This is a genomic window from Myxococcus sp. CA023, assembly GCF_010998615.1.
Classification (GTDB): Bacteria; Myxococcota; Myxococcia; order Myxococcales; family Myxococcaceae; genus Myxococcus.
In genome coordinates this window covers 1-12,656 of sequence record NZ_JAAEAH010000136.1, presented here as the reverse complement: position 1 = coordinate 12,656, position 12,656 = coordinate 1, and the positions used below count along the sequence as shown (strand labels likewise).

Genomic DNA, 12,656 nt, shown 5'->3' with positions numbered 1-12,656 from the left:
GAGATGTGTATAAGTGACAGCGGGTGGGCGGCGTGGTGATGACGGCGCCCTCGGCCGCGATGCGCTGGCGGCGGCTCACGCCCACCGTGGCGCCGAGCATCGCGGAGATGAGGCCCAGCAGGAGCGACCCGAAGATGCCCCAGAAGACCCGGCTGGTGGGCTCCGCCGCCTGCAGCGCGCCCTGCTGGACCTGCTGACCCATCTGGCCGACCTTGCCCCGGAACGCGGTGAACTGGTCGCTCACCCTGCCTGCGATCTCCTGCGCGTCCTGGCGAGACAGGCGTGTGTTGTCCGCGATGGAGGTGACGAGCACCTCCTGGTCGAGGTTGCCCGTGCGCAGGGCGGTGCTCAGGACCTCGGACGTAGCGGACTGGAGCTGGTTGGCGGTGATGGTCGGCTTGCCCTCCGCCTGGAGGCGCCGGTTGATGGGGCCGAGCGCGTCATTGGCGTCCAAGCCGAAGGCCTGCGCGGCCTGGCCTCCTCCCGAAGCCGCGCTTGTCACCGCCGCGCCGGTGGCTCCTATCACCGCGCCACCCGCGCGCAACGCGGTGCCCACCACGGAGGAGAGCAGCATGCCCAACAGGGTGGTGCCCACCAGCGTCGTCAGGCCCCACATCACCGCGCCGTGCAGGGCGCCGCCGCCCTTGTCCAGCCGGCCCGCGGAGCGCGCGGCCACGAAGCCGCCACAGAACAGGGCGATGAGGGGCGCGATGATGCTCCAGATGCCGGTGCCAATGCCCGCCGACCGGGCGCTGGCCGGGTTGTTGGGGTCCACGGAGGACAGCCCGAGTGCCAGGCCGAGCGAGTACAGGAGAATCGACAGGGCCAATGAGACGAAGGCGCCGCCGAAGATGGCGCCCCAGCTCAGCTTGTAGGGGTTGCCCGCGACGGCGGAGATGTCGCCGGGCGCTTGGTTCTCGACGATGGCTGCCATGGTGCTGCCCCTCCTGATGCCTGAGAGCGCCCCGAGCGGAGAAGGCGCTCATGTTCGCGGCAAACATGTGCATGGGGCAGCGGACGCACGATTCCGCCGTTTCCGGATGGCTCCCCGTGGAGGAGGGCGGGGCCCGGGCTCACCCCAGGCCGAGTGCTTCTCGGAGCGCGGCCTCGCCCGCGACGACAGGCGTGCGCGGCAGTCTTTCGGGACGGAAGCTGTGCACCAGCTCGGCGAGCGTCAGGGGGCCACCGTCTCCCCATCCACTCCATGAGGCGAGCAGGCCCAGCACCCGCTCGGGAGCCACGCCACGCTCACGCAACTCCGCGAGCGCGAAGGCACCCTCGCGCTTGGCGAGCCGCTTGCCGTCTTCGCCCAGCACCAGCGGGACGTGGAGGAACTCGGGCGCGCGCAAGTCCAGCGACGTGTAGAGCTGGAGCTGCCGGGGCGTGGAGGAGAGCAGGTCGTCCCCGCGCAGCACGTGGGTGATGTCCATGGCCGCGTCGTCCACCACCACCGCGAGCTGGTAGCTGGCCACGCCGTCGTTGCGCCGCACGACGAAGTCGCCCACCACCGCGTCCACGTCTTGCGAGTACGGGCCCTGCAAGCCGTCCACGAAGCGGACCTCGCCGGGGCTCGCGCGGAAGCGGTACGCGGGCGCGCGCGTGCGGGCACGCTCGGAAATCTGTTCGCGGGTGAGTTGCGCGCAGGTGCCCGGGTAGCGGGGGCCCTCGTCGGAGAGACCGTGAGGCGCGCTGGCGGCTCGTGCAATCTCCGCGCGTGTGCAGAAGCAGGGATACACGCGCCCTGCTTGCTCCAGCCGCGCCTGGGCGTCGCGGTAGAGGCCGTCCCGCTGGCTCTGGAAGAGGGGCTGCTCGTCCCAGTCTAGCCCCAGCCATTCCATGTCGCGCAGCAGGTCGTCGACGTGCTGCGGCTTGCAGCGCGCGCGGTCCAGGTCCTCGATGCGCAGCAGGAAGCGGCCGTGGGCCGCCCTCGCCTGGAGCCAGCCGAGCAGCGCGCTGCGGATGTTTCCCAGGTGCATGCGCCCGGTGGGGCTGGGCGCGAAGCGGCCTCGGACCAGGCTCATGGGCGCCCCCGGAGGCCGTGGGGCAAGAGGGCGTGCGGGCACGCGGAGTGAATCATCGTCGCGGGGGACCATAACCGACGCGGGGGGCCCGTCGCAGTGCCCGTGGCCTGCTTCGTCGACGCCCCCGGGGGTGGGTGCTACGTTCGTCGTGATTGGCGGAAAACCCCTCGATGCGCATCGCCCACTGCTCCGACGTCCACATCACCGAGGACTACTTCGCGCTTCCGCTGCACCGGTTGGGCTGGCGGCGTTGGGTGGCCCTGGCGGAGCTCACCGTGGGAGGCCGCGCCCGGCGGTACGCGCGCGCGCCCCAGGCGCTGGCCGCCATTGCCCGGGACGCGCAGGCCGCGCAGGTGGACCACTTCATCCTCTCCGGCGACCTGACGGCGTACGCGCTGGACGGTGAGTTCAGCGGCGCCCGCCAGTCCCTGGGCGCGCTGGCGGAGGACCCCCGCCGCTGCACCGTCATCCCCGGCAATCACGACGTCTTCACGCCCGGGAGCCACCGCACCGGGCGCTTCGCGAAGTACTTCGGCCACCTGCTGGAGAGCGACCTGCCAGAGTACCGCCGCGAGGGCGCCTTTCCCTTCGTCCGGCTGCTGGGCACCGAGGCCGCGGTGGTGGGGCTGCTGTCCGCCCGTGTGCCGCGCACGCCGGGCCTGTCCTACGGCGTCATCGGCGAGGCCCAGCTCGGAGGCCTGGCCGCGCTGCTGAAGGACGCCCGGTTGGAGGGCCGCGCCATCCTGGTGGTGGTGCACCACGCGCCGCTCAATCCCCATGGGCGACCGGACCGCTGGCACCATGGCCTCCGGGACGCGGACGCCTTGCTGAAGCTGCTGCCGGGCCCGCGCTACGCGGTGCTGCACGGCCACATCCACCGGCGCTACCACCATCCCGCCACCGCCGACCGGCCCCATGTCTTCGGCGCGGGCTCCTCCACTGAATCCGGGCACGAGGGGTACTGGCTCATCGACGTGGCGGACGGGCAGGTGTCCGGCGGCCAGCAACAGACGCCCGCCCTGTGACAGCACCGCCCGGGCGGCGATAGAAGGGCAGCCCATGACCGACATCACCCTGGAGGAGTACAAGGCGCTGCGCACCCTCCAGCGCGCGGTGGATGACGCCTTGGAGGATAGCCTGCGCGAGCGCGAGACGCTGACGCAGACCTTCAAGCGCTGCTTCCCGTTGGTGCTCTCGCTCACCGGCGCCAAGGCCGTGGCCATCACCACGCGCGACGAGGAACTGGTGGAGCAGACGTGGAACGAGGGGGACTGGAGCGACCGCCACCCCGGCGCGCTGCTGGAAGGCGCCGTGGGCGTGCGCCGGTTGGGGGCGGACACCCTGGTCAGCCAGCCCCTGGACGTGGCGGGAACGCGCGTGGGCGTGTTCGGCCTGCTCTTCGCGAACGACGCCACCGCGCCGGATGTCTCCTCACGCCTGCTGCGCGTGCTGGACACCGTGGCGGAGCAGCTCGACACGGTGTTGTGCCTGGTGCACACCGCGTCGGAGAAGCACCAGCTCATCCTCCAGTGCAACAACCATCTGGCCAACCCCGTCTTCGAAGCGGGCATGGACCTGGCCGTGCTGACGCTGGCGCAGCGCGTGCGCCTGCCAGGCTTCCTGCTGCTGTACCGGGACGCGGTGCAGCCGCACGTGCTGCACTACCGCACCTACCGCAATGGGCACCTGGAGTTCGAAAGCGGCGAGCAGCCCCATGCGGGGTTGGAGGCGGCCATCCGCCAGCACGGCCCCCGGCTGCTCCTGAGCGAGGAGTCCACGCTGCGGCGGCTCTTCTCCGGCCGCACCACCGAGGCCGTGCTCATCTCCGGCGCCGCCGCGCATGGCCCGCTGGGGAAGATTGTCGTGTGGAACGACAACGGCTTCTCCACCTACGCCATGGACCTCATCCGGGTGCTGGCGTCCACGCTGAGTCAGCGGCTCCAGGACTACAACCGCGAGCGCATCCACCTGTCGCAGTTCTTCCCCAACGCCATCATCGACGCGTTGTTGCAGGACCCCGCCTATGCCCAGTACCTGCGGGCGCAGGACCAGGAGGTGGGCATCCTCTTCGCGGACATCAACGGCTTCACCCGCATCTGCGAGCAGGGCTTCGACAGCCCGCGCAACATCGGCCGCTTCGTGGACGAGTGGAGCCAGCGCGCCGTGGGCTGCATCTGGGAACACGGCGGCGTGTTCGACAAGATGGTCGGTGACTGCGTCATCGGCCTCTTCGGGCCGCCCTTCTTCAAGGGCACGCCACGCGAGCGCGCGCAGGCGGCGGTGCGGGCCGCGTGTGACATCCAGGCCTTCACCGCGTCGCTGGGCGCGCGCGAGGAAGTGGCGGCGCTGTGTGAGCGCGTGAATCTGCCGGGCCTGGGTGTGGCGGTGGGCGTCAACCTGGCGCACGCCAACTGCGGCCTCTTCGGGCCCAACCGTCAGTACACGGCCTTCTCCAGCGGCATGAACCAGGCGGCCCGCCTCCAGTCACTGGCGGGTTTCCGGGAGACGCTGGTGATGGACAGCGTGCATGCCGCGCTGGTGGGCTCGGATGAGCCCTTCTTCCAGGGCCTGCGCTTCGGGCCCCTGACGGAGACGCCCGTGAAGAACGTGGCGCAGCCGCTGCGCCACTACCGGCTGGAGCCGCTCACGCCTTGAGGTGAGGGCCCGCGTAGCGCCGCGAGAAGTGAATCCACCGGCGCTCGTCCACCTCCACCTGCCATTCGGAGTTGGGCGTCAGTGGCAGCCGCTGCTTCAGGAAGTTTTCCAGGTAGTCCGCCGCCTTCACCGGCGTGAGGCCCGGTGCACGGAAGGCGATGTGCAGGAAAACGTCCAGCGTGGCCGCCACGTCCACGGACGCGCAGATACGCAGCGACCCCACGCGGCGCTGATAGAGCGTGTTCTGCCCGGGCCATGCTGCCGGGTCCATGCCTGTTCGTGGCAGTGACAGCCAGTTGTACGGCTTGAGAACGAAGTCGAGCAGCTCACTGCTCGCCTCATCCACCGTTGCGTGCTCCTGGATGGAAAGCATCGCCCACCTCCCCGGGGAAGCCGATGGAAAGAATGTGCCCATGGCCGTGTCGCGTGCAAGGGGCACCACCCGCAATCGACATGGGCGTCCGCCACCGACACGGCGCACCGCTTGGGGTGTAACTCAGGACCCTGACGGATGGACCTTCGCGTCACGGCGCGTGCGCTTCGCGCGAAGAGCCCGCGGTGTTGCGGCCATGCGAGCGTGAGCTGTCCTCGCGCGGCGCTCGGGCGCTTCGACGTTCGAGACAGTGCGCTCGTACCCGGGGCCTGGGCGGACAGCAGGCTTGGGGCCTTCAGGAATGCGTCAGGCGCTGGTGGGAAGTGAACGGCGTGAACGGCGCTCCACGGTGGCCTTGAGCTGGCCACAGCCCGCGTCGATGTCGATGCCCCGGCGCTGACGCACCGTGCTGGGCACGTCATAAGAGGTGAGCACGTCCTGGAAGGCGCGCACGGACTCCGGACGGCTGGGGCCGCCGTCGTAACCCACCGTGGGGTTGAGGGGGATGACGTTGACGTGCGCGTCCATGCCGCGCAGCAGCAGGCCCAGCGTGTGCGCGTGCTCGGCGGTGTCGTTGCGGCCGGAGATGAGCGTCCACTCGAAGAAGATGCGGCGCTTGCGCTTCTCGCTGTAGTAGCGGCACGCGTCCATCAGTTCGTCGAGGGGCCAGCGGCGTCCCGCGGGGACCAGCGCCGCGCGTTCGGCGTCGGTGGCGCCATGGAGGCTGACGGCCAGGTGGATGGGGCGCTCTTCATCCGCGAGCCGCCGGATGCCGGGCACCACGCCCACGGTGCTGAGCGTGATGAAGCGTGGGCCCATGGCGAGCCCCAGCGCATCCACCAGCACGTCCACCGCGGACATCGTGTGCTCGTAGTTGTGGAGCGGCTCGCCCATGCCCATGAGGACGACGTTGCGCAGCGTCTCGCCGGAGGCGCGCAGGATGCGGTTGACGTGGAGTATCTGCCCTACGATTTCGCCGGGCGTCAGATGGCGTGAGAGCCCCATCTGTCCGGTGGCGCAGAAGACGCAGCCCATGGCGCAGCCGGCCTGCGTGCTGATGCACACCGTGGCGCGGCCCTTGAACCGCATCAGCACGGTTTCAATGGTCTGCCCGTCGTCCAGGCGCAGCAGCAGCTTGTGCGTGAAGCCGTCGCTGCTGAAGGACTCGTGGTGGGTGGCCAGTTGGCCCAGGCGCGTGTGCTCGCGCAGCATGCGCAGCAGCTCCGGCTTGAGGCCGTCCAGTTCGTCGAAAGTGGTCGCGTGCCGGCGGTACAGCGCGGTCCAGAGCTGGTCGCGGTGGTAGGGGCCGAAGCCCCAACCGGAGAGCAGCGCCCCCAGCGCGGGCCGCGTCAAATCGTACAGGTTGGTGGACGTGTCGGACGGCATGACCAGGCCCCGAGATAACACACCGGGCGCGGGCGTACCTACCCGTGCCCGGTGCCATTCGTGGACATTGACCCTGCCCTGCGGGGCGGCCTGGCAGGTGTCGGGTGGTCGGGCAGGCGGCCATGCCTACCTTGTGCCTTCATGGGGATGGCCATCCATCAGGAGGACTTCCGTCCGGAGGACCACGAGCGTTTCTCCCGGCGGCTGGCGGAGAGCCTGGAGGCGCTGCGGGCACTCCTGGCGCGTCCGGGGTTCGGCGCGGGTGCGCCGACCGTGGGCGCGGAGCTGGAGCTGTACCTCGTGGATCGCCTGGGCTTCCCACTGCCGGTGAACCGAGCGGTGCTGGCGCGCGCGGAAGATTCCCGCGTGACGCTGGAGCTGGATGCCTTCAACCTGGAGGTGAACCTGCGTCCGTGCCCGCTGGCCGGCAGGTCCTTCAGTGCGCTGCGCCAGGAGGTGGAGAGCGCGGTGGCCGCGGTGCGCCGGGCCGCGTCCACGCTGGGCGCGCGCGTGGCCGTCATCGGCATCCTCCCCACTTTGCGCGAGGCGGATCTGGGCAGTGGCGCGCTCACGAGCGAGCCGCGCTATCGCGCCATGTCCACCGCCATCCGTCAGCGCCGGTCCGCGCCGTTCCATGTATCGATTCGGGGCGAGGAGGAGGCGCTGTCGCTCACCTGGAAGGACGTGACGCTGGAGGGCGCGAACACGTCGCTCCAGTACCACCTGCGCGTGGCGCCTGGTGACTTCGCGCGCATGTACAACGCGGCGCAGCTCGCCACGGCGCCGGTGCTGGCGGCGGCGGGCAACTCGCCGCTCTTCCTGGGACGGAAGCTGTGGGACGAGACGCGCGTGGCCCTGTTCCGGCAAGCGGTGGACGACCGGGGCGAGCCCGGAGAAGGCGGCTTTCAGCCCCACGCGCGCGTGTCGTTCGGCCATGGCTGGGTGCGTGAGGGCGCCTACGAGTTGTTCGCCGAAGCGGTGGCGCTGCATCCGCCGCTGTTGCCGGTGTCGGGCGACGAGCCCCTCCGCGAGCGCGTGGCGGCGGGCGAGGTGCCGGGCCTGGAGGAGCTGCGCCTGCACCAGAGCACGGTGTGGACCTGGAACCGCGCCATCTACGACCCGAAGGACGGAGGCCACCTGCGCATCGAGTTCCGCGCCCTGCCCGCCGGGCCCACGCCGGTGGACATGATGGCCAACGGCGCCTTCCTGCTGGGCCTCACGCTGGCGTTGGCCGAGCGCGTGGATGCGCTGCTGCCCGCGCTGCCCTTCGTCCACGCGTACGGCAACTTCATCCGCGCCGCGCGGCAGGGCCTGGATGCGGAGCTGCTGTGGCCCTCCTCCACGGCGCCCAGTCCGCAGCCGCTGGCGGCGACGGAGCTGGTGAAGCGGTTGCTCCCCGAAGCCCGGGAAGGCCTGGTTCGCGCGGGCGTGGACGCGGAGGAGGCGGACACGCTGCTGGGCATCATCGAGCGGCGCGTCGTGCTGCGACGGACGGGCGCGACATGGCAGCGGCAGATGCTGGCGCGGCTGGAGTCACAAATGCCCCGGCAGGACGCCCTGGCGGCGATGCTGGAGCGCTACCTCCAGCGCTCCGAATCCGGAGCGCCTGTCCATACATGGCCGGTCGAGTAGCCTGTCGCCCGGGGTGTGCGGTAAAGCGCGGCGCGCAGTGAATATCCCGCCGCCACGTCCGTCACCGGACGCACGCGACTTGCGCTTTCGTGACCATGGCCCGGCTCCTCCTCGTCTCCTTGATGGTCCTGTGTGCCTGTACCACCCTGCGCGGCCGCGCGGACTCCTTGGCGCAAAAGGGCATGTTCGTGGAGGCCGCGGCCATCTACGACGACCTCATCCGGAAGAGCCCTTATGACCAGGAGCTCCTCCTGGCGCGCGAGGGCCTGCGAGAGCGCGCGCTGGCGCAGTTGCTGAGCAACGCGCGGGAGGCGCGCCTGGAAGGGGATGACGAAGAAGCGGAGGCGTGGCTCCTGCGCTTCCTGAACCACCGGACGGCATGGAACGCGAAGCTGAATGGCGGCTTGGAGAGCTCCCTGCGCGAGGAGGTGGATGGCACACGCCGTCATCTCCAGCGGCTCATCGGCAATCCCGCGCGCCAGGGACACGCGCTCACGGCGGAGCAGACATTGCGGCGCAAGCAGCCGCTGCTGGCGCACCGCGAGCTGGCCCTCATCTCCCGCGACATGGAGTGGCTGGTGCTCCAGAGTGGCAAGACGTCCTGCCTGCGGCTGCGGGACACCATCACGGATGACAGTCCGCACTGGCGCGAGCTGGTGTTCCGCTACTGCGGCCACTGGCGGGAGTACGCGCCGCGCCCCGCGACGGCGCCCGAGCTGTTCGGCCCGCCTTCCTGGACGGGCACCGTGGAGGGCCTGGACGAGGCACAGCAGGCGCAGTTGGAGGCCCGGCTCACCCAGGCTTTCGAGTCCTCGCCCTGGTTCGCGCCGGGAGGCTCGGCGCGGCCGGTGTTCAGCCTGGAGGGACGCTTCGTCACCCGGCGCGACAGCCACCCCGTGGAGCTGACCGCGCCGTGGAAGGAGAGCGTGCCGTACACGGACCACGAGGACCGCACGGAGACCATCGAGGAGCCCTACGAGGCGGAGGAGGAGTACACCGACTCGAAAGGCAAGACGAAGACGCGCAAGGTGACGAAGTACACCAAGCACAAGCACACCTACTCCGTGCCCGTCACGCGGTACCGCGACGTCCCCAGGTCCTTCGAGTACCACGCACTGAGGCTGTCGCAGGCGCACCACGTCGTGGTGGCTTCGTCCGTGGTGTTGGACGCTCGGCGCGGGCCCTTCACCGTGACGTTGCAGGACCAGCTCTCCGAGTCCGGCCACGAGCACGACGTCACCTTCACGGAAGGCAACGTGCGGCCCCAGCGGCCGAACTTCACCCCGGCCGAGGCCTGGCTCGAGGCGAAGGTGGAGGCCCTGCGCGTGGCCTTCTCCCGGCAGCTCACCGAGCACTGGCGTGAGTCCTACTGTTCCACGCCTTCTCTCACCTTGGACGAAGCCGCGCGGTGCGCGCGCGCTGGCATCGCCGTACCCATTCAGGCGTCCCGGGTCCTCTCAGACATCCTTGGCGCGGACGCGACCCAGGTTCCCACACTTTTCGCGTTACCGTGACGCGGTGTGGGGCGGTGTCGCGTCCAGTCGGCGGGTATCATTTATGACGGTCCGGGTTGTTATGGTGTTCTGACCTGGAATACCCGTGAGCGCGGACTGTAAAACCTGTCAACCCCGCGCTGGTAGGTGGATTCCACCCAGAGGACCGTATGCATCCGACTGACGTCCGCTGCCGTAGTCCCCGTAGGAACCTTGCGATGTGGATGGCTTCTTCGCTGCTGCTCGCCGCGTGCGGTGGGGCGGAGGCGGAGGCGCTCGCGGACGCTGAGTCCCCTGGCGTGGCGTCCCAGTCGTTGGTGGAGCCGTCGTCCGAGTCCGCCGACCGGCGCATCATCGTGTACCAGACGACCTCGCTTCAGCTCATTCGCATGGACAACCAGGGCGATTCGCACCTGGTGGCGGAGCGCACCGGTGCGCCCGAGGTGTCCCTGGATGGCAGCCGCGTGGCGTATGCGAAGCTGCCGGATGGATACATCGAGGGCGACGTGGTGCAGAGCTCGGAGCTGTACGTGCTCAACGCGAACTCGGGCAAGTCGGTCCGGGTGACGCAGGGCTTCGATGACAGCGAGCCCGTGTGGACGCCGGATGGGCGCAACGTGCTGTTCCAGTCCACGCGGCGCTCGGGCGTGCCCGCGCTGTGGCGCGTGAAGGAGAACGGCAAGGACCTGAAGCAGGTGACGAACGCGGGCACCTCGCAGTTCAGCTCGGCCTACATTCCCAACCCCGCGCTGGGCGGCACCGTGGAGTGGGATGCGGACCGGCGCATCATCGTCTACACGACGACCAGCCTGCGGCCGGGCGAGGACGGCGAGGTGCGCGTCATCACCTTCGACAAGAACTACGACGTCGCCACGGCCTACAGCCTGGGCACGGGCTTCGGGCCGGTCTGGACGGAGCGCGGCACCGTCGTCTACTCGCGGAACGAGGGTGGCCGGGTCGTCAGCGTCGAAGTGCGCGTGAAGTAAGTCGCCACCCGCAGTCGGGCCCGCGCGGATGCACCGGAGCGCGGGCCTTTGTTTTTCTTCAGCCCTCTTCCTCGACGCCGCGACGCAGGCCCAACATGCGCCGCAGCTCGCGCGCGGACTGACGGCTCACCTCCACCGCGTGGCCTCGCAGCGTGCGCGCCAGGTAGCCACCTGTGTCCAGCGGCTCCAGTCGCGCCACGTGCGTGAGGTTGAGCAGCGCGCGGCGGTGGACGCGGTGGAAGTGCTCGGACGGCAGCTTCTCCACCAGCTCGTTGAGGGTGAAGTCGGTGAGGAAGTCTCCCTGCGTGGTGAACACGGTCACCAGCTCGTCCTCCAGCGACGCGTGGGAGATGGCTTCTGGATCCACCAGGACGATGCCCTGCCGCGTGGGAATGGGCAGTCGGCCCAGGCCGCGGACGGGCGAGCCAGGTGGCTTCGGTGTGTTGCTGACCGTGCCCGTGGATGATGTGGCCGGACCGCGTGCGCGTGCCCGCTCCAGGGCCTTCTGAAGGCGCGCGGGCTCCACGGGCTTGAGCACGTAGTCCACCGCGCCATGTTCGAAGGCCTGCACGGCGTGCTCGGCGTGGGCGGTGCAGAGGATGACGCGCGGGCCGCCTTCCGGCAGCAGGGCCAGGGCATCCAGGCCGCTGAGGCCGGGCATGTGGATGTCCAGCAGCACCACGTCCACGCCTCCCGCGCGCACGGCGGAAAGGACGCCATCCGCGTCCGAGGCCTCGCCGCAGACCTCCATGTCCGGGAGCGCCGCGAGCAGCCGCGTCAGGCGCTTTCGGGCGAGCAGTTCGTCATCAGCGATGAGGACGCGAAGTGGGGCGCTCAGGTGAGGACTCCAGGTTGGGGGCCCGCGCGGGGCAGGGTGACGGTGACACGGGTGCGCACTTCGCCGCTGTCGAGCACGAGGCGCGCGGCGCCGCCGTAGGCCAGGGCGAGGCGGCGCTCCACGGTGGGCAGGCCCGCGCTGCCCTCGCGAGGCCCTCGGGAGGGGCCCGGGTTCTCGATGGCGACCTCCACCTCGTGTCCCCGCGCGGTGACGTCCAGGGACAGGGGGCCGCGGTGGCCCGCGGCGGGGCCATGCTTCACCGCGTTCTCCGCCAGGGGGAGCAGCACGAGCGGCGGGACGGGAATCTCCTCCATGCCGGCAGGGATGTTCAGCGTGAGCTGGAAGAGGTCCGGGTCGCGGAGCAGGTGTAGGTCGAAGAGCGTGCGGATGAGCTCCAGCTCCTGGGCCAGGGGCCAGGTGGCGCTGCGCACGCCCGCGAGCACGGAGCGGAGCATGGTGGACAGCCGCAGCACGGCGGTCTCCGCGACGGCGCCGTCTTCACGGCACCACTCCGCGATGGCGTTGAGCGTGTTGAAGAGGAAGTGCGGGTCCAGGTGGCTGCGCAGCGCGAGGAGCTGGGCCTGCTCTGCCTCCAGCGCGAAGCGGGCGGCGCGGGCGCGCTCGCGGGTGAGGCTTTCCTCGAAGCCGATGTCGCGGCCCAGGCCCCAGCCCCCCACGAGGAAGAGCGCGCCGCACACCGCGAGGTTGGTGGGCTGCGTGAGGAAGGTGGGCCCCATGCCCAGGAGCTTCGGCAGCACGAAGCCGGAGGTGAGCATCACGCCGCTGCCCACGGTGGCGTAGAGCAGGAGCCGGATGCCGCCATGGCTGAGGTCCAGGCCTTCCGGGAAGAGGACGCGGTAGGAGACAGGGGCCACCGCGATGAAGAGCAGGCACATCAGGAGGCCCAGCCCGAACGAAGCCCAGTGGGGCGCGTGGCTGAAGCGCACCTGCGCGGTCATCAGCGCGACGGAGACGACGAGGATGGGCAGCAGCCGTCGGGGCTCCACGAGGGCCCTCAGGGTGGCGCGGACGATGGAGCCTTCCGATGTTTCCAGCATGCGCCAGCGGGAGCCTACACCGCCGGCCGCGTCACTGCGCCGGGCGCTCCTCCAACTCCGTCTCGAAGGCGTCCAGCAGCATGCTGCCGGCGAGGACGACGGGGAAGCCGGGCGGCTCCTGGAGGAGGACCATCCCCTCCGGCCCATGGAACCAGGCCTGGAGGGGACGGGAGGGGGACAACCCCTGGGCGAGCGGCCGCTCCAGGTCGAGCGA

General features: G+C 70.3%; 11 protein-coding genes and 1 pseudogene. 5 read left to right on the top strand and 7 right to left on the bottom strand.

Translation table 11 applies throughout. The features are described 5' to 3' along the window. Positions 1 to 934: hypothetical protein (locus F8M74_RS36165; protein WP_163884729.1), on the bottom strand; the 934-nt coding region annotated here is incomplete at its 3' end. 139 nt (positions 935 to 1,073) lie between these two features. Then, complete coding sequence (gene gluQRS, locus F8M74_RS36160; RefSeq protein ID WP_141258690.1) at positions 1,074 to 2,021, bottom strand: tRNA glutamyl-Q(34) synthetase GluQRS; 948 nt, start codon at positions 2,019 to 2,021, stop codon at positions 1,074 to 1,076. A gap of 170 nt (positions 2,022 to 2,191) precedes the next feature. Here gluQRS and F8M74_RS36155 point away from each other — a divergent pair, with 170 nt between their 5' ends. Next, positions 2,192 to 3,046 (top strand): metallophosphoesterase, encoded by an 855-nt coding sequence (locus F8M74_RS36155; RefSeq protein WP_171410546.1) that lies wholly within the window; start codon positions 2,192 to 2,194, stop codon positions 3,044 to 3,046. A gap of 34 nt (positions 3,047 to 3,080) precedes the next feature. After that, complete coding sequence (locus tag F8M74_RS36150; RefSeq protein ID WP_141258688.1) at positions 3,081 to 4,676, top strand: adenylate/guanylate cyclase domain-containing protein; 1,596 nt, start codon at positions 3,081 to 3,083, stop codon at positions 4,674 to 4,676. Here the strand turns inward: F8M74_RS36150 and F8M74_RS36145 are convergent. Both F8M74_RS36145 and rlmN read right to left on the bottom strand, forming a co-directional pair. Then, positions 4,666 to 5,049 (bottom strand): hypothetical protein, encoded by a 384-nt coding sequence (locus F8M74_RS36145; RefSeq protein ID WP_140788215.1) that lies wholly within the window; start codon positions 5,047 to 5,049, stop codon positions 4,666 to 4,668. The genes F8M74_RS36150 and F8M74_RS36145 overlap by 11 nt on opposite strands. Positions 5,050 to 5,355: 306 nt before the next feature. Further along, positions 5,356 to 6,435 carry a 23S rRNA (adenine(2503)-C(2))-methyltransferase RlmN gene (gene rlmN / locus F8M74_RS36140; RefSeq protein ID WP_141258687.1) on the bottom strand — a complete coding sequence of 360 codons (1,080 nt, stop codon included), beginning with the start codon at positions 6,433 to 6,435 and terminating at the stop codon, positions 5,356 to 5,358. 141 nt (positions 6,436 to 6,576) lie between these two features. Between rlmN and F8M74_RS36135 the strand changes: the two genes are divergently transcribed. The 3 genes from F8M74_RS36135 to F8M74_RS36125 all read left to right on the top strand — a co-directional run bounded on the left by F8M74_RS36135 (position 6,577) and on the right by F8M74_RS36125 (position 10,546). Continuing rightward, positions 6,577 to 8,067, top strand: coding sequence for a glutamate-cysteine ligase family protein (locus F8M74_RS36135; RefSeq protein WP_141258686.1), 1,491 nt, complete (start codon positions 6,577 to 6,579; stop codon positions 8,065 to 8,067). 95 nt (positions 8,068 to 8,162) lie between these two features. After that, positions 8,163 to 9,581, top strand: coding sequence for a hypothetical protein (locus tag F8M74_RS36130; protein ID WP_228560853.1), 1,419 nt, complete (start codon positions 8,163 to 8,165; stop codon positions 9,579 to 9,581). A gap of 203 nt (positions 9,582 to 9,784) precedes the next feature. Next, positions 9,785 to 10,546, top strand: a complete 762-nt coding sequence (locus F8M74_RS36125) for a hypothetical protein (RefSeq protein ID WP_228560851.1) — start codon at positions 9,785 to 9,787, stop codon at positions 10,544 to 10,546. 58 nt (positions 10,547 to 10,604) lie between these two features. On the opposite strand, the gene F8M74_RS36120 is transcribed toward F8M74_RS36125, so the two are convergent. The 3 genes and pseudogenes from F8M74_RS36120 to F8M74_RS36110 all read right to left on the bottom strand — a co-directional run. Continuing rightward, complete coding sequence (locus F8M74_RS36120; protein ID WP_228560855.1) at positions 10,605 to 11,360, bottom strand: LytTR family DNA-binding domain-containing protein; 756 nt, start codon at positions 11,358 to 11,360, stop codon at positions 10,605 to 10,607. Positions 11,361 to 11,380: 20 nt separating this feature from the next. Next, the gene (locus tag F8M74_RS36115) at positions 11,381 to 12,442 is read right to left on the bottom strand and encodes a sensor histidine kinase (protein ID WP_141258682.1); all 1,062 of its coding nucleotides are present in this window, start codon (positions 12,440 to 12,442) and stop codon (positions 11,381 to 11,383) included. Positions 12,443 to 12,473: 31 nt separating this feature from the next. Further along, a pseudogene (locus F8M74_RS36110) lies at positions 12,474 to 12,656 on the bottom strand (hypothetical protein); the annotation flags it as partial.

Bases quoted from the DNA above. Each gene is read 5' to 3' on its own strand.
- gluQRS (WP_141258690.1), bottom strand. From the start codon at position 2,021: ATGAGCCTGGTCCGAGGCCGCTTCGCGCCCAGCCCCACCGGGCGCATG.
- F8M74_RS36155 (WP_171410546.1), top strand. From the start codon at position 2,192: ATGCGCATCGCCCACTGCTCCGACGTCCACATCACCGAGGACTACTTC.
- F8M74_RS36150 (WP_141258688.1), top strand. From the start codon at position 3,081: ATGACCGACATCACCCTGGAGGAGTACAAGGCGCTGCGCACCCTCCAG.
- F8M74_RS36145 (WP_140788215.1), bottom strand. From the start codon at position 5,049: ATGCTTTCCATCCAGGAGCACGCAACGGTGGATGAGGCGAGCAGTGAG.
- rlmN (WP_141258687.1), bottom strand. From the start codon at position 6,435: ATGCCGTCCGACACGTCCACCAACCTGTACGATTTGACGCGGCCCGCG.
- F8M74_RS36135 (WP_141258686.1), top strand. From the start codon at position 6,577: ATGGGGATGGCCATCCATCAGGAGGACTTCCGTCCGGAGGACCACGAG.
- F8M74_RS36130 (WP_228560853.1), top strand. From the start codon at position 8,163: ATGGCCCGGCTCCTCCTCGTCTCCTTGATGGTCCTGTGTGCCTGTACC.
- F8M74_RS36125 (WP_228560851.1), top strand. From the start codon at position 9,785: ATGGCTTCTTCGCTGCTGCTCGCCGCGTGCGGTGGGGCGGAGGCGGAG.
- F8M74_RS36115 (WP_141258682.1), bottom strand. From the start codon at position 12,442: ATGCTGGAAACATCGGAAGGCTCCATCGTCCGCGCCACCCTGAGGGCC.